Origin of the sequence: Mesorhizobium ventifaucium, assembly GCF_935822925.1 — a bacterium.
Lineage (GTDB): Bacteria > Pseudomonadota > Alphaproteobacteria > Rhizobiales > Rhizobiaceae > Mesorhizobium > Mesorhizobium ventifaucium.
The window spans coordinates 51367-76170 of sequence record NZ_CAKXZS010000014.1 but is presented as its reverse complement, the minus strand read 5'-3'; the positions used below and the strand labels follow the sequence as shown (position 1 = coordinate 76170).

The following is a 24804-nucleotide window of genomic DNA, read 5'->3' as shown; positions in this document are numbered from 1 at the left end:
TAGAGTTGCCCTCAGAAATTCATCATGCCCCAGCCGCCGGCGCAGGCAGCGCCGCCGGCCGCAACTGCCGCTGATGGCGATATTCGAGTCCGATGGCGCCCCAGATCAGCCCGAGCAGCAGATAGACGTGGCGCCAGTGATCGATGTCGATGAAGGTGCCCAGCGCGATATTGCCGATGAAGGCGACATAGGCGCACAAAAGATAGGGCTGCCACGGCCTGTCGCGCAGGAGAATGCGGAAGCCGGCCGCTATCGTCCAGCAGGTCAGCGTCAGGAACGAGACGAAGCCGAGCCAGCCATAGTCCATCAGCATTTTTAGCCAGATATCGTGTGTGTCCTCGCCGAAAATCGTGCCGAAGACGAGTGGGCCGATGCCGAGCGGATGCTCAAGCGCCATCTGGAAACCGAAGATATAGCGGGCGAAACGGCCGAGGCGGGCAGTATCGTAGCTCTGTTCCAGCTGGGCGCGACTGGAGAACATTTCCGAGACGCCCGGCAACTGCAGGATGACGAGCATCGCGATGACCAGCAGCGAAATGGCGGCGATGGTCATGACGACGACACGCAGCCGGAATTTTCCGCTGGCGCTTTGCAGGAACAGGGCGCCGGTGAGGAGGATCGCCGAAACGCCGAACATGCCCCAGGCGCCGCGCGAGAACGAGAAAAAAATGCCGGCCGTGATGATCAGCAGCGGCATCGCCAGCAACGGCATGCGTGAGACGGGGCCGGTCAGCAGAAGATGGAGCAGGTAGATGCCGGGCAGCACCAGGAACGGCCCGAACACGTTCGGATCCTGGAAGGCGCCGGTGGCGCGGTCGTATCTGGTGAAGATCTCCGCCCCCGGGAAGGCATGGAAATAGCCGGCGATCCCAAGCAGCGAGGTCAGCACCGCCGACATCACATAGGCGAGGAAGATCACCCGGTAGAGACTGGGCTGGACCGATGTCACCGAGGCGAAGAACACCGCAGTGAAGGCGAGGAACAGCGACACCGAGAGATAGAGCGGGGTGCCGGCAATATCCGACATCTGGGTCATCGAGATCATGCCGCCGATGTTCATGACCACCAGCAGCACCAGCAGCGGCGCCGCCGCGCGCGATATGCGCAGGCCGAACAAGGCCCACACTGCCATCAGCGCGACCATGTAGAGGTCGTATGGCGCCGGCTCGGCGATGACGAAGCCGGACAGGAAGACGCCGAGGAAAACCGCGCCCGACGCAATCAGCGCGATCAGCTTGGCGTTGACCGCAGCCGGCGAGAGTTCATGCGCGACTGCGCTCAATAGGCATTTTCCGTATTGAGCAGCCGGATCGGTGTCAGGAACAGGATCCTCAGATCGAACAGCAGCGACCAGTTCTCGATATAATAGAGGTCGTACTCCGTCCGCATGCGGATCTTCTCGTTGGTATCCATCTCGCCGCGCCAGCCATTGATCTGCGCCCAGCCGGTGATGCCGGGCTTGACCTTGTGGCGTGCGAAGTAGCCGTCGACGACTTCATTGTAGAGAAGGTTGTGCGACTGGGCGGCAATGGCATGCGGGCGCGGGCCGACCAGCGACAGCGAACCGAAAAGCGAATTGAAGAACTGCGGCAACTCATCGATCGAGGTCTTGCGGATGAAGCGGCCGACGCGGGTGACGCGCGGGTCGTTCCTGGTCACCGTCTGCCTGGCGGTCGGGTCGGCCTTGTCGGTGTACATCGAACGGAACTTGTAGACCTCGATGATCTCGTTGTTGAAGCCATGCCGCTTCTGGTGGAACAGCACCGGTCCCTTGCTGTCGAGCTTGATGGCGATCGCGGTCGCCAGCATGACCGGCGAGAACACGATGATGCCGATGATCGAGAAGACGATGTCGAAGGCGCGCTTGGCGACCGAATCCCAGTCGTTGATCGGCCTGTCGAAGATGTCGAGCATCGGCACCGAGCCGATGTAGGAATAGGCGCGCGGCCGGAATTGCAGCGCGTTCGAATGCGCCGAGAGCCGGATGTCGACAGGCAGCACCCACAGCTTCTTCAAAAGCTGCAGGACGCGCGATTCGGCGGTCAGCGGCAGCGATACGATCAGCATGTCGATACGGGCGATGCGGGCGAACTCGATGAGCTCGGAAATGGTGCCGAGCTTCGGATAGCCGGCGACGATGGGCGGCGAGCGCTTGTCGCCGCGGTCGTCGAAGATGCCGCAGATGCGGATGTCGTTGTAGGGCTGCTTTTCGACGGAGCGGATGAGGACTTCCGCCGCCGTGCCGCCGCCGACGATGACGGCGCGGCGCTCCATGCGCCCGTCGCGCGCCCAGCGCCGGATCAGCTTCGACATCAGCAGTCTCAGGCAGAAGATCAGCATGAAGCCGACGACGAACCAGGTGCCGAAAACCAGGCGCGAATAGTCTTGCGACATCTTCATGGCGAATGCCGTCAGCGCCATCAAGGCGAAGGTGCCGGCCCAGACCATCAGCAGACGGCCGAAATTGGCGAGCGGCCGCATGAACGAGACGATCTGGTAGCAGTCGGTGACGTCGAGCAGCACCACGGCGAGGGACGAAGCGGCGGCGATCGCCAGCGGATATTGCCAGGCGAGATGGTTGAAGAAGCCGACATAGTAAAAATAGATGCACAGGCCCGACAGGAACAGCAGTGCGAATTCGACCATGCGCAAGACGCCGCTGACCATGATCGGCGACATGGTGTCGCGCCGGTATTGCGTCGCGACCTGACGGGCGACGTCGTTCATCCCGCCGGGGCTATCGTCACCGGCCGAGGCGTTGAAATTGCGCACCGCGTCTTTCGAAAAGCCGGGTGTGGGATCGAAGTCGCTCATGGTGCATCCGCAAAGCTTCACGCAAGTGAATAGCGAAAGAGAGCTAAGAAACCCTTGAAACGACAAATAGCTTTTGGAGAAGCTTTGAAGTCAGCGCCCTTTTGGGGCTACCGCTTGAGCGCCGCGAAATAGGCCGTCTCGATCGCGGCGGCCATCACATCGGCGCCGAATCGCGCCTTGAGGTCGGCGGTATCGGGCATCAGCCTGCAATAGGCATTGGGGTCGGCCAGCGCCGCGCTCATCTTGTCGGCGAGTTCGCGCGGATCGGGCCGGATCAGGGCAGGGGAACCGGCGCCAAAGATTTCCGGGATGCCGCCGACGCCGGTGGCGATCATCGATTTGCCGGCGGCGAGCGTCTCCAGCACGATGTAGGGCATGGCTTCCGCGCGCGAGGGCACGACAACCAGTTCGGCCAGCGCAAAGGCTTCGCGCGCCGGCATCGGCGGCAGGAAACGCATATGGCCTTCGAGCCCGAGCCGCTTCACTTGCGCATGGTAGCGCGGCAGGTCGTCGCCGTCGCCGACCATCACCGCTTTCACCGGGCGGCCGAGTCGCGTTCCGGCAAGAACCAGCGCATCGATGAATATGTCCGGTCCCTTGAGGTCGCGCATCATGCCGATATAGAGGGCATCGGCCGCATTCGGCTCGGTTCGCACCGGCTCGAACTCGGCGGCGCTGAGGCCGTTGTGGACAAGGTTGTTCGGGATGGGCGGTTCGCCGACCTTCCTGCGATAGGTCTGCCTTTCATAGTCGGAGACAAACAGAAGATAGTCGGTGAAGCGCGCCATGAACCGCTCGAGCGCGAAGAACAGCTTCCCCGTCGCGGTGGTCTCGTCATAGTGAAGAGAGCCGCCATGAGGCGAATAAACGCGGGCTACGCGAGACCTTGATACCCGCAACAATGAGCCGAACAGGCGGGCATAGGCGCCACCCTTGGCGCCGTGCCCGTGGAGCACGTCCGGCCGCAATTCCTTGATGATCCCAAATGTGCGCCAGGCCGAGGCGAGGTCGCCCGGTCCGAGATGCCGCTGCATCGGCGTGCGATGGATGCCGAGCGCCATTGTGCCTTTCATCTGTTCGAACAGATGTTCCTCGAAGTCGCCGCCCGTCGTCGAATCGCAGACGATGCCGACGGCATGCCCGGCGGCGACCTGCGCCTCGGTCAGGTCGCGCACGTGACGAAAAATCCCTCCGACAGGTGAGCGAAAGCAGTGGACGATCCTGAGTGTGTCCGCCACGTGGTCTAGAACAGGCGTTCGCGAACATAGACCGTATCGCCGGGCAGAAGCGGGTCGGAGGTGGCAACGCGACCGGTCATGACCTTGCCGTTGATGTCGCGGGTGATGTCGACGCTTTCCTGGTTGGCGCGCGGGCTGAAACCGCCGGCGATGGCAATCGCCTTTTGCACGGTCAGGCCGGGAACATAGGAGTACTGGCCCGCAGCACCGACTTCGCCCATGATGAAGATCGGCCGGTAGCGGTCGATCTCGACCGAAACGTCCGGGTCACGGAGATAACCCTGGCGCAATTTGTCGGCGATCTCGCCTTCGAGTTGCTGTGCGGTGTGGCCGCGCGCCGGTACGGCGCCGACGAGCGGGATGGAAAGATAGCCGGATTGGTCGACGCTGTAGACGTTGGTCAATCCTTCCTGCTCGAACACGGTGACGCGGACCCGGTCGCCGGCGCCGAGGCGATAGGAATGATCGAGCATCTTATGAAAGGCGGCCGGCGCCGGCCGGTAGCTGGAGCAACCGGCAAGCAATGACACGGCGAGCAGCGCACGGAACAGGGGAGCAGTGCTTTTCATGACCGGACATGTACCTTCGACTGGCCGCCGCTGCACCGCGGCAAACGCTGGAGATCGAGGCCCGTTATCATCCGGTTAGGGTTAATGGCCGGTAAAGGCGGGCGGCCCAAGCGACGGCAACCGACAAGAGACGGCCCGGTTTCGAAGCTTTGTTGCCGAGTAAAACCTAACCGGTGCTTACCGCAATATTAACGCCTGAGTTACCATATTTGTTTACGGTGTATGCTGACTAAAGTACCGGAGCAGGATGCATGTCCGTTCAATCCGCGGCCGCAGATGTCGACGTCGATCTCAGGCAGCTCTTCGCCAGCCTTGCGAGGAATTGGCTGCGCATTCTTGCCGTCGCGCTTGTCGTAACCGGCCTGGCGTTCGCGCTCACCTGGCTCGCCACGCCGCATTACCGGGCCGAAACCCGGCTTTTGATCGAAACGCGCGAATCGGTCTACACGCGCCCCGACGGCACCAACGACAACGACAAGCCGATTCTCGACGAGGAAGGCGTGACCAGCCAGGTCGAGGTCATTTCCTCGACCGACATCCTCAAGCAGGTGGCGCAGAAGCTTGATTTGTCGCGGCTTCCCGAGTTCGACGAGACGGCGGATATGCCGCCGTTGAGCCGTCTGCTTGTCGTCGCCGGCCTGAAAAGCGACCCCAACGAGATTCCGCCAGAAGAACGCGTGCTGACGAAGATGCGCGAGAAGCTCAACGTTTATCGCGTTGAAAAATCTCGCGTTATCGTCATCCAATTCTCCTCGGAAGATCCCCGGCTCGCCGCCGAGATTCCGAACGCCATCGCCGACGCCTACATCTCCGTCCAGGGCAATGCCAACATCGAATCGAATTCCGCCGCAACCGACTGGCTGGCGCCGGAGATCGCTGACCTGTCGAAGCGGGTGAGGGATGCCGAGGCCAAGGTGGCAAGCTACCGCGCCCAGTCCGATCTTTTGATGGGCGGCAACAATTCGGTGCTCGCCACGCAACAGCTTTCCGAACTGTCCAGCGAATTGTCGCGGGTGCGGGCCAATCGCGCCTCGGCGGCAGCGACTGCCGACAGCGTGCGCAGGGCGCTGCAGAATGGCGGCTCGCTCGATGCGGTACCGGAGGTGCTGTCGTCCGAACTCATCCAGCGCCTGCGCGAGCGGCAGGTCGAGCTCAAGACCAACATCGCCGACCTTTCAACCTCCTTGCTCGACAATCATCCGCGCATCCGGGCGCTGAGGTCGCAGCTTGCCGATCTCGACCGCCAGATCCGCAGCGAGGCGGAAAAGATCATGAAAGGGCTGATGACGCAGGCGCAGACCGCTCAGGCCCGCGAAAACCAGCTTGTCGCCGACGTCAACACGCTGAAGGCCGCATCGGCGCGCGCCGGCGACCAGCAGGTCGAACTGGACGCGCTGCAGCGCGAAGCGACCGCCCAGCGCCAGCTGCTCGAATCCTACCTGACCCGTTATCGTGAGGCGTCCTCGCGCCAGGACAGCAACTATCTGCCGGTCGACGCCCGTGTCTTTTCCCGCGCGGTGGCGCCGTCCCAACCCTATTTCCCAAAAATCCTGCCGATCGCCGGTGCGGCCTTCGTCGGCTCGCTGCTGGTCATGGCGATCGTGACGCTTCTACAAGAGCTGTTTTCGGGTCGCGCCATGCGGCCGGCCGCCGGCGCCCGCTTCGAGCGGATCGAACAGGTCGCGATGCCGGTTGCCCACGAACCGTTTGATCAGGAACCACCCGATCACGAACCGCCCAATCAGGAACCGGCCGATATCGAAGACCCTAGGGATCGGACGGCGCAAGCCCAGGCAGAGCCGCAAGCGGCTGCCGCGGCGCCAGCAACGGCCCCAGCAACTGGCCCGGCAACTGGCGACGACGTCGGGCCGGCACGCCGCAGCCTTGGCGAGGTCGAAATCGACAAGGCGGTGGAGAAACTGATCACAACCGGTGCGGCACGCGCCATATTCGTGTCGCCGGAAGGCGACGAGGCGGCCGCCTCGGCGGTGCTGGTGGCGCGTGAGGTTTCCGACGCCGGCCTGCGCGTGCTCCTGCTCGATCTCACCGCTTCGGGCGCCGCCTCGCGGCCGACGCTGGACAGCAGGCTTTTCCCGGGCATCACCGATCTGCTCGCCTCCGAAGCGCAGTTCAGCGACGTGATCCATGTCGATCTTTATTCTGACTGCCACGTCATCCCCGTCGGCACCGCCGATCCGGTCCGCGCCATGCGCGCCGCCGACCGGCTGCCGATCATCATGCAGTCGCTGACCACCGCCTACGATCTGGTCGTGGTCGAATGCGGACCAACCGACGCGCAAGGCATCAGCCGCCTTGTCGGCGAGGGCACCGAGGTCTTCCTGTCGCTGCTGGAGCCGAACGACGAGGTGGCGCAGGCCGCGGTCGAGCTGATCGAGAGCGGCTATCCCGACCTGACGCTGGTGACGCCGGTCGGCCATCAGACGCCTGGGACGCCGCTACCCGGACGGCGCTCCGCCGCCTGAGACGGTTCGATGATTCTCTTGAACGTCCCGGAATCTCGGCGGCGTTCAGCTGTCGTCTTCGCCCGCCGCAGGTGCTGCCTGTCCGGCCGCCTTGCGGCGGAGCATCTTGGTCAGCTTCCAGATCGTCGGGCTGTTCTTGAGGAAGGCTTTCAGGCTCGCGCCTTGCCGCAGGACAAGGGCCAGCGCGCGGCCTTTGATCGTCAGCGGAATCAAGACGTCGGAATGCTGGGTCTCGATGTCGCACCACAGCCGCTTGTAGGGTTCGTCGCCGACCGAGAAATCATAGACATCGAACCCGCTCTCGCAGGCTTCCTCGATGTTGTCGAAGAACAGGAAGTCGCCGGGGCTGGCATGGGCGAGGTCGTCGTCGGCGATCGCTCCGAACTCGCAGATCAGGCGTTTTCCATTGCGGCTCGATCCGGTGACGGCGCGAAGCTTGCCGGCGACTTCGAGCCCATGCAGCACGAAGGACGGCTTGTCATCGCAAAGCGCCTCGACGAACAAGGCGCGGAAGAAAGCACCAACCTCTGGCTCGCCGAAAACGTTGTCAATGCCCATCTTGCGGAAGCGGAACTCCTTCATCTCGAAAAACGCATCGAGCAGTCTGTTCACCTCGTCGGCTGTCCGGGCCTCGATGCGGCGGTGGCTGCCGACGGCCTCTAACTTTCGTGCCTGCGAGCGGTGCCTCTTGCGCCTGCGCTTGCCGCTCGCGCGGGAGAGCAGCGCATCAAAACCTCCCGCCAAGTCGACGGCCAGCGACAGGTTGGGGCTGAGAAAATGCGGGAGAGATAGAAGCGGATTGGCAATGCCGTCGAGATCGGGCAGAAGCCGTTCCAATGCGACGAGGTCGATGTCCGGCCGTGCCCTGGCGATCGCCGGGAAAATCGAGCGGATAGCGGCACCATCCGCCTTGGTCAGCCAGGACGGGTCGGCGCACGCGAAATTGCCGTTGGCATGGCGGCCACCCATGAAACGGGCGACGCGGAACCGACCGCGGCTGGTGACTTCCAGCGCCAACGAAAAAACCGGCCGGCCGTCAGCGCTCAGCGTCGCCAAAACGGTGTCCGCTTCGGCATATCTGGCCCAGTTCAGGATCCAGGCCGGGCTCTGCGCCGGCGCGAACAGCGCCGAATCGCAGAACTCGGCATAGGCCGCAAGTGCCGTACCGTCGGCGACCGACACCGACAGGCCGGCATGATCCGCAGGCAGCGCGCGCGGCGCCGCCTCCATTGCCTCGAGCCGGTTGCCGTCAAATGACGCGGTGGCGTCAACCATACCTCAATCCTTTAGGGCGTATTCACCGCGATTGTGGGGCGCATAGGCGCAATTCCGTGCTTGGATGAGCCTAGGCGCAAAAGGTGAATGAATGATCGACGGGGGCGAGGCAATCCGGAAACTGGCGCTCAACGTCGTCCGCTATACCGGTCTTGCCCCGCTGGCCAAGCCGTTCGTCGGCGGCATCGGCGCCATCCTGATGCTGCACCGGGTCACCGCCACGCCGGAAAAGCCTGATAGCGTCAACCGGCATCTCAACATCGCGCCTGAGTTCCTCGATGCGGTGATCGCCGACATGAAGGCGCACTTCTATACATTCGTCGCCCTGGACGAGGCGATCGAGCGCATCAAGGCCGGCGGCAAGGGTGGCCAGTTCGCGGCGATCACCGCCGACGACGCCTACCGCGACAACATGACCGAGGCGCTGCCGGTGCTGGAAAAGCACGGCGCGCCGATCACCATCTATGTCGCGCCGGGGCTGATAAACGGCGCCGCCGATCTGTGGTGGGAGGTGGTCGAGGACATCGTCAGCGCGCGGAACCGGTTGGTTTTGACCATCGCGAACGGTCCGGTGACGATCGACTGCTCGACCCCGGGCAAGAAAATCCAGGCCTTTGCGCGCCTGCACGACCATCTGACGCTGGAGGTCCGCGAGGAGGACCAGCGCGCGGTGCTGCGCGAATTGGCGCGGTCGAACGGCATCGAGTTGGGCGCGCGCCAGAGCATGTTGATGAACTGGGACGAGATCCGCGCCATGGCAGGGCATCCGCTCGTGACGATCGGCGCGCACACCGTCAATCATCGCAATCTGAAGCGGCTTTCCGAAGCCGATGCGCGGCACGAGGTCGATGACGTCAAGGGCATATTGCAGGCCGAGCTTGGCGAGGCGCCGCGCCATTTCGCCTATCCCTATGGCTATGCCAGCGCGGTTGGCGACCGCGAAGTCGGCTTTGCCCGCGATGCCGGCTATGTCTCGGCGGTGACGACACGCCACGGCGTGCTGCGTGCCGAACATGCCGGTTTTCTGCAAGCGCTGCCGCGCATTTCGGTCAACGGTCGCTATCAGAGCGTTGCCCATATCCGCACGATGCTGTCGGGCGTGACGACGCCGCTGGCCAATGCCGGCAAGATGGTGGTCACCATCTAGTGGTCTGACACTTGGTACCGGTGGACGGCAAGAACCGACCCCTTGCGGACCATCGCTGATGCGCGCCTCGTCGCCTCCGGGTTCTCAGACCTGCGCTCGGAAAGCCGGACGCACATCCGGACGATCGTGCCTTGCATGTGCCGCTCGGCTTTCTCCCACACGAGGTCCTGACCCAGCTCGGACTCCGGAGCCGGAAGTTCCTGATAGACGTCGAAATTCTGCTTGAAGACGCTACCGTCGACCACGACCAGGGCGTATTGCATGGCGGCTATTTCCCGAGGACTTCCAGCGTGTCAGCGACGAAGCTCCAGCCGTCCAGCGTGACCACGAATTCCTGCGCGCTCTCGTCGACGGTCAGGTAGCCCTTCTTGACGAGCGCACCCGCGACCCAGACGTCCGGCCGGAAATAGGTCCCGTGCATCTCGATGCCGCGCAGCGGGATGCGTCCGCCGGAGAAGACGAGATAGGCCATGAACAGCGCGCGCGTGCGCGGCGTGTCCCTCTTCGAGTCATTGTTGTCTTGACCCCAGTTGCCGTAGTCGGCGAGGTCCTCGTAGGGGAATTGGTTGAAACTCTTCGCCGAAGAGGGCTTGCCGTCGATGGCGACCGCCAGCGCGTCGATGATCCTCGTCGCAGTGTCCTTCTCGATGTCCAGCATCCCTTGCCACCCCTTGTCGCTGTCGCCGCCGCCGGCGAGTCTGGATGTAGCACAACATGGAGGCATCCCGAATGCTGACCTTCTCCGCAAGGTCTGTGTGCGTCACGGCCGACTCGCCCGAACGCTCAGCCACCGATCATCGGGCTTTCCGATGCACCGACGTACCTCGCTGACGATCCAGCCGGCGTCTGTGAGTGCGGACCGCAGGGCAGACTCGCGCCAGTACGTCTCGACGTAGCGCCGAGGCGCTGCAGCGCTGCCGTGTGTGGACACATCCTCGCCATCGCCCTCTCTAACCGAGGCGTGCAGTCGACCACCGGGCCGGGTCGCCTCGGCAAGGCGTCCAAGCACCGTGCCGAAATCCTCGCGCGCGACGTGAATCAGGCAGGCACACGCCCAGATCCCGTCGTACGGCGTGCCAGGACGCTGCGGGTCGGCCAAGTCGTCGGTCAGCGGGTCCAACAGGTCGGCCTCGAAGCCGCTTTCGTGAAGCAGTTCGACGAAACCCTTCGAAATGTCGGTGCGCCGGACGCTAATCCCCCGCTTCTCAAGCTCAAGTGCATCTCGCCCGCCACCGCTTCCGATCTCCAGCACCCTGCCCAAGCCACCCAGCTCGGTCACGAACGCCTCGATCTCGGTCGCGACCCATTCGGGCATCGCCGCGGCCTCGGCAGCGTACTCCGCCGCGACCGTATCATAGGACCGCACGGTATCCCGGTCGGTGCTCATCCTAGCGCTCCTCCTTCAAGACAAGAGACCGGATGAGCGAGAGGCCCATCAGCCCATTGCGCCGCTTACACTTTCGGCAGTTGGTGACATCGCGAGCGATTTGCTTGCCAGCTTTAGCAGAAATGCGATCAGAGACACTACCCGACCGATTGCCCATGGCTGCCGGGCGGCAATGCGCCGCATCTCGGCCGTTGAGGTGACCGTTGCTACTGCTGAAAGCGAACATTGTTGGCGACCGGAGATCGCGGTTGCGCAATTTGCTGACTTTGCCAGTGATGCAGCGAAAGTCGCGTCTCGGACCCCTTTTCGGACATTGGCACGTGCGGACCAATCCTTGCGCGCGAGTCTCGGACTCGAGTCCGTTGAGGCGTAAACCCAAACGCTAGCCGTATCCCGCCGTTACTCGGTTTGACGGGCCACGGCCATCGCCGAACTGGGAAGGTGCAGGTTCGAGATCGTTGGCAGGAAAGTGCGATCTCCGCTGACGCGCCTTCCTCGTTCGTTGTTACTTGGCAACCCGGGTGGTAGAATGACGATGAGTTCAGGCAAAATGAGCTTTTTCATATTCGAGCGTCATGACTTTCGTGCCGCGCGCTGCAGCCGCTGCGATGAGTATTTTATGGAAAGGACAGCCGTGACAGTCCCAGAGGACGATTTTTTCGTCCTCTCGAGCTTGCCGCCAAGTCGGGCGCAAAAGCAGCTCGCTCTTGTTTTTGTGCTTGGCCTGCTGGCCGTCTATGTTTTGATCACTGTTAGTCCGCTCTCGGGCATCCATCTGAGCCGGGTCGACGCTTTCGTCCCGGCCTACGCGACGGCGATGTTCGTGAACGATTCGATCACCGCAATCCTCCTGTACACTCAGTTTTCCATTCTGCGCTCACGTGCCACGCTCCTGATTGCAAGCGGATATCTCTTTACAGCGCTCATGCTGATCCCGTTTGTCCTGGCGTTTCCAGGTCTGTTCACGCCACGGGGCGGCCTGGTGGGCGGCATGCAGAGTACGTCGTGGATCTACTTTTTCCAGCACGCTGGCTTTCCCCTATTTGTCCTAGGCTATGCCCTCTCAAAGGGCTCGAACCCCAGCAAACGATTTCGGCAGGGCACCGTGCGTGCGGAGATTATCCTCAGTGTCGCCCTGACCGCAGCTGTGGTCTCGTTAGCGTCCTTTTTTTTCATAGCAGGCGAAGCGTTGTTACCGCGTGTGACCCTCGATTCCACTCGCCTTAGTCCGGTGTGGCCCTATGTGGGCGCGCCCGTCGCGTTGCTAAGTATCGTCGCAATCGTCGTGCTCTGGATCCGGCGACACTCAATGCTTGATCTTTGGTTGATGGTCGTCATGCTCTTATTCTCGATAGAGATACCTTTAAGCTATTACCCCGATCCTGCTCGCTTCAGCCTTGGCTGGTATACCGTCCGCATCTTCGGAGTTCTGTCCAGCGGTCTCGTTCTTATGGTTCTGCTTCACGAGATAACGACCCTTTATACGCGGCTTCTCGGAGCGGTCCGTGGCCAGCGTCACGAGCGCGAGGCGCGACTGGTAACCGGCGACGCAGTCGCAGCCACGGTTGCGCATGAAGTCAAACAACCTCTATCCGGCATGATAACGAGTGCCGATGCTGGCCTGCGCTTTCTCAGTCGCTCGATGCCCGATCTGGAGGAAGCAAAGGAGGCATTCAAGCAGATTATCGCCGGTGGTCATCGCGCGGCAGCGGTGATCGACGGAATTAGAACGATCTTCAAGAAAGAAGACCGCAAGCGAGCTCCGCTCGACCTCAACAGCCTTATCGGGGAAACACTCGCCCTGGTGCGAGAGGGTCTGGCGAAACACCGGATAATGGTCGAAGCCGAGCTTGATGAACGCCTGCCGCGGGTAACAGGCGATCGAATCCAGCTACAGCAGTTGCTTGTAAACCTGATCACGAACGCCATCGATTCCATGGCCGCGGTCGGCGGGGCGCGGGTGCTGTCCGTGAAATCCAAGTTGCATGACGATGGCCACGTAACGGTTTCGGTTGCGGACACTGGAACAGGAATTGGTCCGCAAGACGTGAATCGAATATTCAACCCGCTCTTCACGACAAAGCCCGACGGCATGGGGATGGGCCTGTCGATCTGCAGATCGATCGTCGAAGCCCACGATGGGCGGTTGTGGGCGGCCCCGAACACGCCCCGGGGTGCCATATTTCATTTTAGCGCAATTCGATCTGTCTCCGCATGACGAGGATCCGTCTGTGATCAAAGTCGCACCGAACAGTTTGCAGCCGACGACAGAGGTTGAGGCTGCTGTCTATGTGATCGATGACGACGTCGGAATCCGCGACTCGCTCGGCCTGTTATTCCGCTCGGTCGGTTTGCGCGCCGAACTATTCCATTCGGCGAACGAACTCATGCAAAGCAAGCTGCCTCCGATTCCGAGCTGCCTGGTTCTCGATGTTCGGCTACCGGGGTTGAGCGGCTTCGAGCTTCATGCCGAGTTGACCAAGGCCGATGTCCATATTCCCATCATCTTCATCACTGCACACGGCGATATCCCCATGTCCGTACGGGCTATGAAAGCCGGCGCCGTCGACTTCATCACCAAGCCGTTTCGCGACCAGGATATGCTGGATGCCGTCACCGCCGCGATCACCCGCGACCGGGCCAGGCTGGATGCCGATCGCGCACGGCTCGACTTAAAGGGCCTGTTCGACAGCCTGACGTCGCGCGAACAGGAGGTGATGGCGCTCGTCGCTACTGGCTTAATGAATAAACAGATCGCCGCTCACATCGGCCTCAGCGAGATTACGGTTAAAATTCATCGCGGCCACGCGATGAAGAAGATGCGTGCGAAATCGCTCGCGGACCTGGTCAAAATGGCCGAAGCACTCGGTATCGGCCGGGAAATGTCCTCGTAGCCTCATATCTATGTATGACTTTCGAACACAGCCGACTCGTTCCATTGTCGGTGCGCATTGATGGGCCAATCGCTTGCCAGACACCCCCGTTATTTCAATCATCGACGATGACGAATCCATTCGAAGCGGAACTACGAGTCTTGTACGGTCGCTTGGGTTTGTCGCCCACGCTTTCCCATCCGCACGTGCGTTCTTGCATTCGGAACAACTGGCTGAAACCTCGTGTCTGATTTCAGACATCCAGATGCCGGAGATGAGCGGAATCGAGTTGCACGATATCTTGCGCATACGTGGACATCATACGCCCATTATTTTCATCACGGCCTTTCCCGATGAAAAGGCGCACGCTCAAGCGTTGGTTCGAGGCGCCGTCTGCTTTTTGAGCAAGCCTTTTGACGGCGACACGCTGTCTCGCTGCCTTGACGTTGCATTGAAAAACAGTGCCGGTGAGAGCGACTAGAGCGTCGCTGACAGCTGGGCGCGATCAGGCTCAGCAGACCGCAAAGTCCATCGTCGAAGCGCATCCGTTCAACCGGGGGAGGCTCGGGCCCGCCGGGGCCTATAAACCTAGGTATGACCTCCATAAACGAACACGCGGTCACGACCAACCTACGTCCGATGGAGTGCGCACTGGAGTGAGAGCACAACTAAAGTGTTCAACCACTCTAATGGCACCGCGCAACGAAGGAGACTGATCATGTCCACGGCCTCACCGGCGCCAAATCGGCGCGACTTTCTTGCCACATCGGCCACCGCATTGCTTGCCACTTCGGCAGGCGCTGCCGCGTTCAACTTCACCTCGTCTCAGCCGACGGCCGCGGCCGAAGCCAGTTCAATCCGCCCCTTCACCGTCAGCTTCCCGCAGGAGGAGATCGACGAGCTACGCCGTCGCATCGCCGCCACGCGTTGGCCGGAGCGCGAGTTGGTGTCCGAAGCAGCTTCTCGGCGGACTTCGGCGACGTTGGCGGCAGGCGACACACAAGGCGTGCAACTCGCGACGATGCAGAAGCTCATCCAGTACTGGGGAACGGAATATGATTGGAGCAAGTGCGAGGCGCAGCTGAAGTCGCTGCCGCATTTCGTCACCGAGATCGACGGGCTGGACATCCACTTCATCCATGTGAAATCAAGCCATCAGGGTGCGCTGCCGGTCATCATCACGCACGGCTGGCCCGGTTCGGTCATCGAGCTGCTGAAGGTCATCGATCCGCTCACGAACCCCACGGCCCATGACGGAACCGCGGCCGACGCGTTCGACGTAGTGATCCCGTCGATGCCGGGCTACGGCTTTTCCGCCAAACCGACCCAACCCGGTTGGGATCCGGTGCGCATCGCGAAAGCGTGGACCGTGCTGATGAAGCGCCTGGGCTATAACCGGTTTGTCGCACAGGGCGGCGACTGGGGGGCTCTCATCACCGAACAGATGGCTCTGATGGCGCCTCCCGAGCTGATCGCCATCCACACCAATATGCCAGCGACCATTCCTCCCGAGATTGTGAGGGCGCTTGCCGCCGGCAGTCCGCCTCCCGCCGATCTTGGGCCCGACGAAAAGCGCGCCTACGAGCAGGTCGCCTTCTTCTACAAGTTCGGCCTGGGCTATGCCAACGAGATGGCGCTTCGTCCGCAGACGCTTTACGGGCTCGTCGATTCACCGGCCGGCCTGGCGTCATGGATTCTCGATCACGATGCGGACAGTTATGCACTGATAGCCCGCTCCTTCGATGGGGAGCCGGAGGGCCTTACCCGCGACGACATCCTCGACAACATCACGCTCTATTGGCTGACCAACACGGCCATCTCGTCGGCCCGGCTCTATTGGGAACACCGGCAAACGGCGAAGGCGGGCTTCTTCGACGCCAAAGGCATCACCATTCCCGTCGGCGTGAGCGCGAACCCCAGCGAGATCTACACGGCGCCGAAGAGTTGGACCGAGCGCGCGTTCCCGAAGCTCCTGCATTACGGCCACCCGCCCAAGGGCTGCCACTTCGCGGCATGGGAACAGCCGAAGTACTTCACCGACGACGTGCGCGCATCGTTCAAGACGTTGCGGACGGCGTGAAGTGTTGAGCGGGGATGGCGCGCCGGACGTGCGCGTCACCCTCCGCCTGGCGATTAACCCCAGCGCAATCTCCAAAAGGAGAGAATGCAATGAACCTTCTCATCCAGACACTCACCGCACTCGCGGCTTGCACCGTGTTCGCCACGGGTGCGTTCGCCCAGAGCACGGTCGTGCCCATCGACAACGAGCCCGCGCCAAAGCTGATCGTGGAGCCGCCGCTTCCGGGTCCGTTGGCCGGGGGCGTGGTGTTCATCCCGTACCGGGTGGAGAACCTGCGCATCCTGCCTGTCGGTGGGGCGGCCGCGCGCAACGTGTCTCCGCGGGTCGGGCACCTGCACCTCACCGTGGACGACCTGCCCTGGGCGTGGGCGGATTACGGTCAGAGCGACACCATCATCCTGGTGGGCATGCCGCGCGGCCAGCATAAGATTCTGATCGAGGTGGTGGACGCCGAAGGTAACGTCTTCACCAAGCAAGCGGTGACGTTCCACTCGCCGGGCAAGGAGATTCAGCCATGAAGCTCCACACACTGGCGGCTGCGCTGGCATTCGGACTCTGCATCCTTTCTGCCCTGAGCCAAGCCAATGCGGCCGAAGATCGCTCGATCCGATCTTTCAAAGTTCAGGTGCCGCAAGCTGCGCTCGAGGAGCTTCGCCGGCGCATCGCGGAAACACGGTGGCCGGATCGCGAGACGGTCGATGACCAGTCGCAGGGCATACAGTTGGCCAAGCTGAAGCCGCTCGTCGAGTATTGGGGCACCGGCTACGACTGGCGAAAGGCCGAGGCCAAGCTCAACACCCTGCCTCAATTCATGACAACGATCGACGGCGTGGACATTCACTTCATTCACGTCCGCTCGAAGCGTCCCAATGCTTTGCCGCTGATCATGACGCATGGCTGGCCCGGGTCGGTGTTCGAACTGCTCAAGACCGTGGGCCCGCTGACGGATCCCACAGCTCATGGCGGACGGGCGGAGGACGCGTTCGATCTCGTCCTGCCTTCGATGCCGGGATATGGCTTCTCCGGCAAGCCGACAGAGACGGGTTGGGGACCTGATCGCATCGCGCAAACCTGGGCGGAGCTGATGAAACGCCTGGGTTACACAAGCTACGTCGCACAGGGTGGCGACTGGGGCTCCCCCGTCTCCAGCGCGATGGCGCGCCAGGCGCCGACAGGTCTGCTCGGCATTCATATTAACTTGCCGGCGGTTGTGCCGCCCGAGATTGCCGCGGTGCTCGCCGTCGGCGGGTCAGCGCCAACGGGACTCACGGATAAGGAACGCGCAGCGTTTGACGCGCTCAGCGCTGCAGCCAAGATGGGGAACAGATCCTACGCTACGATGATGGGCACCCGGCCGCAGACGATCGGCTACGCCATCAATGACTCCCCCGCCGGGCTCGCCGCGTGGATGCTCGGACATCCGGGCTTCTCACGCTGGACATACGACAACAGCGATCCCGAAAAGTCCCCGGACGAGGTGCTGGACGACATTACTCAGTACTGGCTGAGCGACAGCGCGACCTCAGCAGGGCGGCTGTACTGGGAGTACGGTGGACGCAGCGTTGTTTTTGCGGCCGTGGAGCGGACCCTCGAGATCGCGCTGCCGGTGGCCATCACGGTCTTTCCGGAGGAAACGTATCTGGCCCCGGAGACGTGGGCCCGACGCGCCTATCCAAACCTGATCTACTTTCATGAGGTCGACAAGGGCGGTCATTTCGCCGCCTGGGAGCAGCCCGAACTGTTTTCCGCTGAGTTGCGTGCGGCGTTCCGACCGCTCCGACAAGATTTCTGAGGCGCGTACCAGGCCCCAGCCTGGACGCGTTCAACGCTTAACAGGTTAAACCTAAGGAGATCGACATGAGCAGCACCACTCTGACGCATAGCGAAAAACCGATCGAAACTCCCGGAACGCGGATTCTCGACATGAAGCTCGAGGCCGTGGTTATCCCAGTTTCGGACGCAGCACGCTCCAAGCAGTTTTACGAAGGCCTGGGCTGGAGGCTCGACGGCGACTTCGTCGTCGGCGACACGTTCCGGGCGATGCAGTTCACGCCTCCGGGCTCGCCGGCCTCGATCCATTTCGGAACCGGCATCACGCCGGCCGCGCCCGGCTCCGCAAGCGGGCTTTTCCTCGTCGTGTCGGACATTGACGCCGCGCGCGCCGAACTCATTGGCCACGGCGTCGAGGTGAGCGAAGTGTTCCACCGCGCCGGTCCAGGCAAGCCGGCGGTCAGCGGCAGGCATCCGGATCGGCAGAGCTATTCCTCTTACGCGACCTTCAAGGATCCAGACGGCAATGAGTGGCTGCTGCAGGAGGTCACCACCCGGCTCCCTGGCCGGATCGACTCCAACACCACCAACTACGCTTCCGTAGCGGATCTTGCTGCAGCGATGCGGCGCGCGTCGGAAGCCCACGGCGAGCACGAGAAGCGCAACGGCGGCCACCGCGACGAGAACTGGCCCGACTGGTACGCCGAGTACATGGTTGCGGAGCAAGCCGGCAAGCCGCTGCCGCTTTGACGAGTTCGGCGCGCGCGTTGCGCCCACTTCGGTGCGCGCGCCAATTTCGATCGTACCCAGAGGCGTCATGATGAAAACTATCAGGCTGTTGGTAGCCGCGGTACTCGCGATGGCAATCGGCGCATCGATTGCAGGTTTTCTAGGAGATACGAATATGACGCGGCCCATTATCTCCAAACAGGCAGAGGCTCCGTTCCTTCACGGGCTTTCCACCGGCGCTGTTGCGGGTCAATCCGCGCTTGCTTCTCTCGAGCGTGCGGACGAGTGGATCAATTCACCGCCGCTCTCGGCGTCCGTTTTGCAGGGAAAGGTCGTCCTCATAGATTTCTGGACCTACACCTGCATCAACTGGCTTCGAGCACAACCCTATGTCCGAGCGTGGGAGGAGAAGTATCGCGATCAAGGTTTGGTGGTGATCGGCGTCCATTCACCGGAGTTCTCGTTTGAGAAAGACCTGAACAATGTACGTCGCGCCGCGAAGGATTTGGGAGTTGATTATCCGATCGCCGTCGACAGCGATCATGCCATATGGCGTGCCTTTAACAACCACTATTGGCCAGCGCTGTATTTCATCGATTCACAAGGGCATGTTCGGCATCATCATTTTGGCGAAGGCTCATACGAACAATCGGAAAAGATCATCCAGGAGTTGCTTGCCGAGGCTGGAGCCGGCGGGTTCGACAGTAGGCCCCTGTCGGTAGATGTCCGCGGTATCGAAGCGGCGGCCGATTGGGACAACCTCAAGTCTCCAGAAAATTATCTCGGCTACGCACGCACCCGGAACTTTGCGTCCAGCGGCGAACTGGTCTTGGACGAGCCGGGCAGCTACGAAGTGCCGGAACGGCTACGCGTGAATGAATGGGGGCTATCTGGGGATTGGACGGTAAGGCAGGAGAACGCCGTACTCAATAAGTCCAATGGAAAGCTCGCGTATCGTTTTCACGCACGCGATCTTCATCTCGTCATGGGGCCGGCAGCGACGGGAACTTCCGTGAGATTTCGGGCGCTGATCGACGGACAGCCGCCAGGCGCTGCTCACGGAATTGACATTGACGAAAAAGGCGAAGGCACGGTGACGGAGCAGCGCCTGTACCAACTGATCCGCCAACCGCATCCCATCGTCGATCGCCAGTTCGAGATCGAGTTTCTCGACTCGGATGTGGAGGTCTTCGCGTTCACGTTCGGCTGATTGCCTGCGCAACGATGGAGGTTTCCCAAATGCATTCGCTCAATATCCCGGATGGGATCGACCAAGATCGCCGCCGGTTCTTAGGCACCGCCGCGATGGCTGTCGCAGCCACTCAGCTCGGTCTGGTCGCTCCGGCAGCAGCACAGCAGGCAACCGAAGAGCCAGCAACACCTTTCGGGCCATTGAATCAGATCGACGCCGGCGTGCTGAGCGTCGGCTATGCCGAGGCCGGTCCCACCGATGGTCCTGCAGTCATTCTCCTGCACGGATGGCCATACGACATCCACACCTATGTCGATGTCGCGCCCTTGCTTGCGTCGATGGGATACCGCGTGATCGTGCCATATCTGCGCGGTCATGGCACGACGCGCTTTCTTTCAAGTGAGACGGTCCGCAACGGCCAGCAATCGGCGATCGCGCTCGACATCATCGCCTTGATGGATGCTCTGAAGATCGGGAAGGCAACCATCGGCGGTTGTGACTGGGGCGCGCGGACTGCCTGCATTGTCGCGGCGCTGTGGCCGGAGCGATGTAAGGCTCTGGTTTCCGTGAGCGGTTATCTGATCGGCAGCCAGGAGGCCAACAGGATGCCGCTGCCGCCGAAGGCGGAGCTGCAATGGTGGTACCAGTATTATTTCGCAACCGATCGCGGCCAGGCCGGTTACGAGAAATACACGCGCGATTTCGCAAAACTCGTCTGGCAGATCGCTTCGCCGAAATGGACCTTCGACAACGCGACCTTCGACCGCAGCGCTGCGGCCTTCGACAATCCGGATCATGTCGCGATCGTGATCCACAACTATCGCTGGAGGCTCGGCTTGGCCGAAGGCGAGCCGAAGTATGACGATCTCGAAAAGCGGCTTGCCGAGTTTCCCGCCATCACCGTGCCAACCATCACGCTTGAGGGTGATGCCAACGGCGCACCACATCCGGATCCGAGCGCCTACGCCAGGAAATTCTCGGGCAGGTATGAGCACCGGACAATCGACGGCGGCATCGGGCATAACTTGCCGCAGGAAGCTCCGCAAGCCTTCGCCAAAGCTGTCGTCGAAGCTGACGGTCATTGATCGGCCTATAGGCGCGGCTGGCAATGGACAAGAAGAAGAGAACTACTTCCCATCTACGCCGGACTTTGAACGGCCTTGGCCGATTTGAACCAGCCCGCCAGAGAGGACGACTATGATTATCCAAAACTCCGTACTGTTCATAACGGGCGCAAATCGCGGGCTGGGTTTGGCCTTTGCTGAGCAAGCCCTTCAACGCGGCGCAAGGAAGATCTATGCCGGTGTGCGCAACCCACTGATGCGAGCAGGCCGGGCATCATACAGGTCAGACTGGATGTAACCGATCACGCCTCAATAGCCGAAGCCGCGAACCAATGCGGCGATACGACCTTGCTGATCAACAACGCTGGCGTTGCCCACCTGACCAGCAGCACTCTTGACCCGAGTATGATCGAGGGAGCGCGGGAGATCCTCGAGACAAACTACTTCGGAACGATCGCCGTCAGCCAGGCATTCGCTCCGATCCTCGCCAGGAACGGCGGCGGAGCGATCATCAATGTGTTGTCCGACGCGACGTGGTATGCCCGGCCTATGCTTGCCGCATATTCGGCTTCGAAATCCGCGGCCTGGAGCTTCACAAATGCCTTGCGTATCGAACTCCGCGGCCACAAGACGGCAGTGCTCGGTCTGCATGTGAGCTTCATGGATACTGACATGACCATGGATTCGACATGAAGAAAATCAGTCCGCAGCAGGCTGCGGAAGCCGCCTTGATCGGCCTTGAGGCTAACAAGGAAGAGGTGCTCGCCGATGATTTCACCAGAGAGGTTAAGCGAAGCTTCTCCGACGGAAAGCCAATCTATCTCGACCCGCCACCACTTGGTTAATCGCATAGCGTTATTGGCAACTCCAGTCGTCCCGGCCGTCTGTCCTCAAAGACCGATTGTGCTGAAAGCCGCCGTTCGTTCGTTGCTGCTCAAGGTCCGCAAGCGGTCATGGGCGCTGGTTGCGCTCAATGTCCGGTTTTGGGAACAGATATAGGCTCCGAAAGGTCTCGAACGGGTCAGACTTTCCGGTTCGTGAACCGGAAGGTTGCGCCATTAGACGACCTTCATGGCGCTCCTTCAAGCTGCCCTTCGCGCAACGGCTCGAGGCGGACCTATAGACCTTGGGCGAGCGGTTGGAGACGTTGTCATTACCAGCCGCCTACGCCTCGTCCGCGATCCATTCGAGCGAGGCGCCATGCGGGTCCGTCCAAGCGACAGGGGAGCCGTTCACAGTTAGGAGGAAGCGGCCGGGTGGCCAGCTTGTTCCGGCGCGTGTGGCGATGGACGGGAATACGCGAGGGAACTCGTTCGATACCCAATACGGAGAGAGACGCATCACCTGCTCAGCGAAGGCCTCTCGATCTGCGAGGTCGGAGACATAGTCGACAACGGCTGTGTGAAAGACGACGAGGGTAGCGTCCTTCGGCGCCTCGCTGCAGAGCCGCACGAGATCGCCCCCACGCAGGTCGCCCTTCACCACCCGAGGCTTGACTGTGGCAGCGATCTTTAGAGCGGCCCGCAGATTGGCAAGCCGCGCCGTCTGCTCCGGCCAGACCAGTGTCTCAAGCCATGCCACTTGCGAGGCGTCCGAAGCATCGATCGGGCTCAGGTCCAACCCTGCCCCCCAGACGACCTACGGCGAGGCCGTCGGCAATGGCGTTGTCTCGCTGGCGGAGCATCGGAAGACAGGCGGCTCCGAGGCCATCTCGGGTGCGCGGATCACCTTGCGCCCGTAGTCGTAGCCGTAGAGGTCGGGCATGAGGCAGAGCCCAGCGGAGGTCCCGACCTCCAGGAGGGCCAGCGGCTGCGGCAGGCGCGCCAGGACGGGCAGCAGTGTGGCGCACCTTCCCGGCTCGTTGGTTTGCGTCGAGCGCTCGAGCATGAGCGAGCGCACAGGCTCGGGCTGCGCCAGAAGCGCCTGGCGAAATTCGTTCCATCCTGTCGGCGTGCCGAACAGGTGACGCACCGCGGCGAGCAGAAGGTTGGGTTGCCGCTTCACGTCCGGGAGGGTCGACAGGAAGCCGAGTGTTTCCCGGTCGCCTGCGACCGCACGAGCCAACTCCTCGTATAGCGGCGACCGACCGCGAGCCTCCGTATCGGCGAAGCGAATGTATCGGGCTGAGATTTCGGCCAAGCCCTCCTCGCCCATAAAGCCATGCCTGCTGCCGGCCGGCACGATGACAGCTCCAATTTGACAATTGCCGTTCTTAGGCCGGGCACTCCCTCCGTGATGCGAATCTGATCGCCAGAGGCCGAACGCCCTTGACCAAGCCGTTTTGGGCAACACTATTGCACTACCGCGCCAATCGATAGATGCAGTATGTGACCTCGTTGAACGTCACTTTTTGATATTTCTGTGCAAGGTGTTTGGGATGTCGGAGCGTGACGCGATAGTTGTGGGTGCCTTGGCCGGAGAGCGCCGGTATGGCGTCAACCATGGGCTTCAACAACTCGACCTCGACGGCATCTCGCGGGCTAGGCCTTTTATTCACGGTGCCAGCGACATCCCTTTTCACTGGCATCCGGAAATGGAGATCCTTTTGGTGCTGAGGGGAACCGCGCGAATCGTAGTGGAAGGGCGGCCCTGTCTGATGCACGAAGACGATCTGATGATCATCAACGCAGATGAAACGCACAATTCGGTGTCCCTTTCGGCCGATTCACTCATCTGCGGTGTTCATCTTGATGTTTCGCATTATGAGAGGCTTGGTCTTCTGGGTTTCGCGGAACGTTCCTATCGCTGCAAAAGCTTTCTGCACAGTAAGCCGTTTCAACGAATGATCCTGCCGATCAAGGCATTCGTGGCGCGCATGATTCTCAGCGATACGCGAAGGCCTGACGAGCAGTCGTGCGGGGTGCGATGGCGACGGGGCTGAGCTGCTACATTCACCGCTTCATACCGTGGGAGCCGATCGATCATCAGCGCCGCGAGCCGCGAGGGAGCGGCCGCGATCGCATATTGCAGATCATGGACAGTTTGGGTCGCCTCCGTCCTGCGCCATCGCTTGGCGAGCTTGCTGACGCGGAGGGTGTTACGGTGAGCCATTTGTCGCGCCTTTTCAGGGCGCGTACCGGCATCAGCTTCCGAGACTACGTGCAAAGCATCAAGATAGACGCCGTGGTGGAAGATCTTCTGACGACAACCGAGACGGTTTTGAACATCATGTCCGCTCGTGGGATTGGAAATCCCTCCTTGTTCTACCACCGGTTTCGAGAGCGTTTCGGGTGCAGTCCCCTCCAGTTTCGGCAGCGCGCGCATTCGATAGTGACAAATTCCCAATTGCCGGATGACTCTTACAAGGCCGCTTTCGCGAGGCTTCAGAGCTACATGGCCAACATGGCATGGGCGTCCGACATCACTTTCGGTCTGCCTGCTACGCGCGATTATGTCGCGGTCGCGGCCTTGCACCAGACCCCTTCGCTACGGCCGGCCGCTTCTTCACCGGCGGGACGCTAGGGCCACTGCTGCTTGGCGTTTCTGGTCTCGCATCTCAACCAGTTGTTACTGCGTGTGGGTGACATCATTTCCACCGGGAAGCCACCCTGCGTCCGCTGCGCCTTAAGCTGCCGCTCTACCTAAAGGCCGAGCCGGGGAAGCCGGCGTCCGTCGAGACATTCGGACCTCCAGGACCTACTGCCGAGCATTCGGCTCCACGACGATGCCCACACCAACCTGAATGTCCGCTCTTTATTATTCGATTATTCGCAGCCCGAATCTGCCGAGCCTGCTCTCGGCCCAAACGGGACGCCTGAGTAGTGTTCGGCAATGAGCACTCTTGGCGCTGCGTTCCGATCGGCAACACGGAAGGCAGAAAACCACGCTGATTTGCCTCGGGCGTCAGGCTTCACCATCTGGCGGCGGCGAGCAAACCTCAGTTCTTCGGCCGCGGCGGCTCCAGGATCAGCCACTTGATGATGCCCATGGCCGGCAGCACCCAGAGCATGCCGCTGAGCAGGAAGAACAGGAAATGCGCCCATGGACCCGATTCCGCCAGTTGGGCAACCGCCACGATCGATGCGACCAGCGCATAGACGATGACCAGCGCCACCAGCAGGATTGTTCCGATCAGCTTTTTCAGGCGAATGGGCATTTCGCGATCCGGTTGATCCCTTTCGCTTAGGCCCAAGAAAAGAGACACGCAACCCGCAAGATGCGGCGCGACGGCGTGCCGCGCTGT

At 61.6% G+C, this 24804-nt stretch carries 24 protein-coding genes and 1 pseudogene; 15 read left to right on the top strand and 10 right to left on the bottom strand.

Going from position 1 to position 24804, the window contains the following annotated elements; translation table 11 throughout:
• Positions 1–22: 22 nt before the first annotated feature.
• From NMG70_RS13090 to NMG70_RS13075, 4 genes are all read right to left on the bottom strand, one after another.
• Complete coding sequence (locus tag NMG70_RS13090) at positions 23–1282, bottom strand: O-antigen ligase family protein (RefSeq protein WP_254024903.1); 1260 nt, start codon at positions 1280–1282, stop codon at positions 23–25.
• The gene (locus NMG70_RS13085) at positions 1279–2814 is read right to left on the bottom strand and encodes an undecaprenyl-phosphate glucose phosphotransferase (protein ID WP_254024902.1); all 1536 of its coding nucleotides are present in this window, start codon (positions 2812–2814) and stop codon (positions 1279–1281) included. Before NMG70_RS13085 ends, NMG70_RS13090 begins: the two co-directional genes overlap by 4 nt.
• A 107-nt stretch (positions 2815–2921) precedes the next feature.
• A complete protein-coding gene (locus NMG70_RS13080) occupies positions 2922–4052 on the bottom strand; it encodes a glycosyltransferase family 4 protein (RefSeq protein ID WP_254024901.1) in 1131 nt (376 codons plus the stop codon).
• Between the two features lie 5 nt (positions 4053–4057).
• Positions 4058–4621, bottom strand: coding sequence for a polysaccharide biosynthesis/export family protein (locus NMG70_RS13075; protein ID WP_254024900.1), 564 nt, complete (start codon positions 4619–4621; stop codon positions 4058–4060).
• 251 nt (positions 4622–4872) lie between these two features.
• On the opposite strand from NMG70_RS13075, the gene NMG70_RS13070 reads away from it, so the two are divergent.
• Entirely contained in the window at positions 4873–7104 is a 2232-nt protein-coding gene (locus NMG70_RS13070) for a GumC family protein (RefSeq protein ID WP_254024899.1), read from the top strand.
• Between the two features lie 45 nt (positions 7105–7149).
• On the opposite strand, the gene NMG70_RS13065 is transcribed toward NMG70_RS13070, so the two are convergent.
• A complete protein-coding gene (locus NMG70_RS13065) occupies positions 7150–8379 on the bottom strand; it encodes a GNAT family N-acetyltransferase (protein ID WP_254024898.1) in 1230 nt (409 codons plus the stop codon).
• Between the two features lie 91 nt (positions 8380–8470).
• Here NMG70_RS13065 and NMG70_RS13060 point away from each other — a divergent pair, with 91 nt between their 5' ends.
• A complete protein-coding gene (locus tag NMG70_RS13060; protein ID WP_254024897.1) occupies positions 8471–9526 on the top strand; it encodes a polysaccharide deacetylase family protein in 1056 nt (351 codons plus the stop codon).
• On the opposite strand, the gene NMG70_RS13055 is transcribed toward NMG70_RS13060, so the two are convergent.
• The 3 genes from NMG70_RS13055 to NMG70_RS13045 form a co-directional block, all read right to left on the bottom strand.
• Positions 9523–9789: a hypothetical protein gene (locus tag NMG70_RS13055; protein ID WP_254024896.1), complete on the bottom strand. Its 267-nt coding sequence runs from the start codon at positions 9787–9789 to the stop codon at positions 9523–9525. The genes NMG70_RS13060 and NMG70_RS13055 overlap by 4 nt on opposite strands.
• A gap of 5 nt (positions 9790–9794) precedes the next feature.
• Positions 9795–10184, bottom strand: coding sequence for a hypothetical protein (locus NMG70_RS13050; RefSeq protein WP_254024895.1), 390 nt, complete (start codon positions 10182–10184; stop codon positions 9795–9797).
• 102 nt (positions 10185–10286) lie between these two features.
• Positions 10287–10913 (bottom strand): class I SAM-dependent methyltransferase, encoded by a 627-nt coding sequence (locus NMG70_RS13045; protein ID WP_254024894.1) that lies wholly within the window; start codon positions 10911–10913, stop codon positions 10287–10289.
• A 529-nt stretch (positions 10914–11442) separates the two neighbouring features.
• Here NMG70_RS13045 and NMG70_RS13040 point away from each other — a divergent pair.
• From NMG70_RS13040 to NMG70_RS12990, 11 genes are all read left to right on the top strand, one after another.
• Positions 11443–13131, top strand: a complete 1689-nt coding sequence (locus tag NMG70_RS13040) for a sensor histidine kinase (protein WP_254024893.1) — start codon at positions 11443–11445, stop codon at positions 13129–13131.
• A gap of 13 nt (positions 13132–13144) precedes the next feature.
• Positions 13145–13807 carry a response regulator transcription factor gene (locus NMG70_RS13035; RefSeq protein ID WP_091595473.1) on the top strand — a complete coding sequence of 221 codons (663 nt, stop codon included), beginning with the start codon at positions 13145–13147 and terminating at the stop codon, positions 13805–13807.
• 73 nt (positions 13808–13880) lie between these two features.
• Positions 13881–14267, top strand: coding sequence for a response regulator transcription factor (locus NMG70_RS13030; RefSeq protein ID WP_254024892.1), 387 nt, complete (start codon positions 13881–13883; stop codon positions 14265–14267).
• A gap of 237 nt (positions 14268–14504) precedes the next feature.
• Positions 14505–15866: an epoxide hydrolase family protein gene (locus NMG70_RS13025; protein ID WP_254024891.1), complete on the top strand. Its 1362-nt coding sequence runs from the start codon at positions 14505–14507 to the stop codon at positions 15864–15866.
• Positions 15867–15955: 89 nt separating this feature from the next.
• Positions 15956–16384: a DUF6130 family protein gene (locus NMG70_RS13020; RefSeq protein ID WP_254024890.1), complete on the top strand. Its 429-nt coding sequence runs from the start codon at positions 15956–15958 to the stop codon at positions 16382–16384.
• Positions 16381–17658, top strand: coding sequence for an epoxide hydrolase family protein (locus NMG70_RS13015; RefSeq protein ID WP_254024889.1), 1278 nt, complete (start codon positions 16381–16383; stop codon positions 17656–17658). The genes NMG70_RS13020 and NMG70_RS13015 overlap by 4 nt, the downstream gene beginning before the upstream one ends.
• 65 nt (positions 17659–17723) lie before the next feature.
• Positions 17724–18386 carry a VOC family protein gene (locus tag NMG70_RS13010; protein ID WP_254024888.1) on the top strand — a complete coding sequence of 221 codons (663 nt, stop codon included), beginning with the start codon at positions 17724–17726 and terminating at the stop codon, positions 18384–18386.
• Between the two features lie 67 nt (positions 18387–18453).
• Positions 18454–19575: a thioredoxin family protein gene (locus tag NMG70_RS13005; RefSeq protein WP_254024887.1), complete on the top strand. Its 1122-nt coding sequence runs from the start codon at positions 18454–18456 to the stop codon at positions 19573–19575.
• Between the two features lie 29 nt (positions 19576–19604).
• Positions 19605–20642: an alpha/beta fold hydrolase gene (locus NMG70_RS13000; RefSeq protein WP_436798383.1), complete on the top strand. Its 1038-nt coding sequence runs from the start codon at positions 19605–19607 to the stop codon at positions 20640–20642.
• 252 nt (positions 20643–20894) lie between these two features.
• Positions 20895–21314 (top strand): SDR family NAD(P)-dependent oxidoreductase, encoded by a 420-nt coding sequence (locus NMG70_RS12995; protein ID WP_367185534.1) that lies wholly within the window; start codon positions 20895–20897, stop codon positions 21312–21314.
• Positions 21311–21466 (top strand): Rossmann-fold NAD(P)-binding domain-containing protein, encoded by a 156-nt coding sequence (locus tag NMG70_RS12990; protein WP_254024886.1) that lies wholly within the window; start codon positions 21311–21313, stop codon positions 21464–21466. Before NMG70_RS12995 ends, NMG70_RS12990 begins: the two co-directional genes overlap by 4 nt.
• Before the next feature lie 319 nt (positions 21467–21785).
• On the opposite strand, the pseudogene NMG70_RS12985 reads toward NMG70_RS12990, so the two are convergent.
• Positions 21786–22760: pseudogene (locus NMG70_RS12985) on the bottom strand (DUF2332 domain-containing protein).
• A 238-nt stretch (positions 22761–22998) separates the two neighbouring features.
• On the opposite strand from NMG70_RS12985, the gene NMG70_RS12980 reads away from it, so the two are divergent.
• Positions 22999–23502 carry a cupin domain-containing protein gene (locus NMG70_RS12980; protein ID WP_254024885.1) on the top strand — a complete coding sequence of 168 codons (504 nt, stop codon included), beginning with the start codon at positions 22999–23001 and terminating at the stop codon, positions 23500–23502.
• A complete protein-coding gene (locus NMG70_RS12975) occupies positions 23487–24083 on the top strand; it encodes a helix-turn-helix transcriptional regulator (protein ID WP_254024884.1) in 597 nt (198 codons plus the stop codon). Before NMG70_RS12980 ends, NMG70_RS12975 begins: the two co-directional genes overlap by 16 nt.
• 415 nt (positions 24084–24498) lie before the next feature.
• On the opposite strand, the gene NMG70_RS12970 is transcribed toward NMG70_RS12975, so the two are convergent.
• Positions 24499–24717, bottom strand: a complete 219-nt coding sequence (locus NMG70_RS12970; protein WP_023798362.1) for a DUF2842 domain-containing protein — start codon at positions 24715–24717, stop codon at positions 24499–24501.
• Positions 24718–24804: the final 87 nt, after the last annotated feature.

Excerpts from the sequence above, each read along its gene's own strand:
- NMG70_RS13085 (WP_254024902.1), bottom strand. The coding sequence starts at position 2,814 with ATGAGCGACTTCGATCCCACACCCGGCTTTTCGAAAGACGCGGTGCGC.
- NMG70_RS13075 (WP_254024900.1), bottom strand. The coding sequence starts at position 4,621 with ATGAAAAGCACTGCTCCCCTGTTCCGTGCGCTGCTCGCCGTGTCATTG.
- NMG70_RS13070 (WP_254024899.1), top strand. The coding sequence starts at position 4,873 with ATGTCCGTTCAATCCGCGGCCGCAGATGTCGACGTCGATCTCAGGCAG.
- NMG70_RS13065 (WP_254024898.1), bottom strand. The coding sequence starts at position 8,379 with ATGGTTGACGCCACCGCGTCATTTGACGGCAACCGGCTCGAGGCAATG.
- NMG70_RS13060 (WP_254024897.1), top strand. The coding sequence starts at position 8,471 with ATGATCGACGGGGGCGAGGCAATCCGGAAACTGGCGCTCAACGTCGTC.
- NMG70_RS13055 (WP_254024896.1), bottom strand. The coding sequence starts at position 9,789 with ATGCAATACGCCCTGGTCGTGGTCGACGGTAGCGTCTTCAAGCAGAAT.
- NMG70_RS13050 (WP_254024895.1), bottom strand. The coding sequence starts at position 10,184 with ATGCTGGACATCGAGAAGGACACTGCGACGAGGATCATCGACGCGCTG.
- NMG70_RS13045 (WP_254024894.1), bottom strand. The coding sequence starts at position 10,913 with ATGAGCACCGACCGGGATACCGTGCGGTCCTATGATACGGTCGCGGCG.
- NMG70_RS13040 (WP_254024893.1), top strand. The coding sequence starts at position 11,443 with ATGACGATGAGTTCAGGCAAAATGAGCTTTTTCATATTCGAGCGTCAT.
- NMG70_RS13025 (WP_254024891.1), top strand. The coding sequence starts at position 14,505 with ATGTCCACGGCCTCACCGGCGCCAAATCGGCGCGACTTTCTTGCCACA.
- NMG70_RS13020 (WP_254024890.1), top strand. The coding sequence starts at position 15,956 with ATGAACCTTCTCATCCAGACACTCACCGCACTCGCGGCTTGCACCGTG.
- NMG70_RS13015 (WP_254024889.1), top strand. The coding sequence starts at position 16,381 with ATGAAGCTCCACACACTGGCGGCTGCGCTGGCATTCGGACTCTGCATC.
- NMG70_RS13010 (WP_254024888.1), top strand. The coding sequence starts at position 17,724 with ATGAGCAGCACCACTCTGACGCATAGCGAAAAACCGATCGAAACTCCC.
- NMG70_RS13005 (WP_254024887.1), top strand. The coding sequence starts at position 18,454 with ATGATGAAAACTATCAGGCTGTTGGTAGCCGCGGTACTCGCGATGGCA.
- NMG70_RS13000 (WP_436798383.1), top strand. The coding sequence starts at position 19,605 with ATGCATTCGCTCAATATCCCGGATGGGATCGACCAAGATCGCCGCCGG.
- NMG70_RS12990 (WP_254024886.1), top strand. The coding sequence starts at position 21,311 with ATGAAGAAAATCAGTCCGCAGCAGGCTGCGGAAGCCGCCTTGATCGGC.
- NMG70_RS12980 (WP_254024885.1), top strand. The coding sequence starts at position 22,999 with ATGTCGGAGCGTGACGCGATAGTTGTGGGTGCCTTGGCCGGAGAGCGC.
- NMG70_RS12975 (WP_254024884.1), top strand. The coding sequence starts at position 23,487 with ATGGCGACGGGGCTGAGCTGCTACATTCACCGCTTCATACCGTGGGAG.
- NMG70_RS12970 (WP_023798362.1), bottom strand. The coding sequence starts at position 24,717 with ATGCCCATTCGCCTGAAAAAGCTGATCGGAACAATCCTGCTGGTGGCG.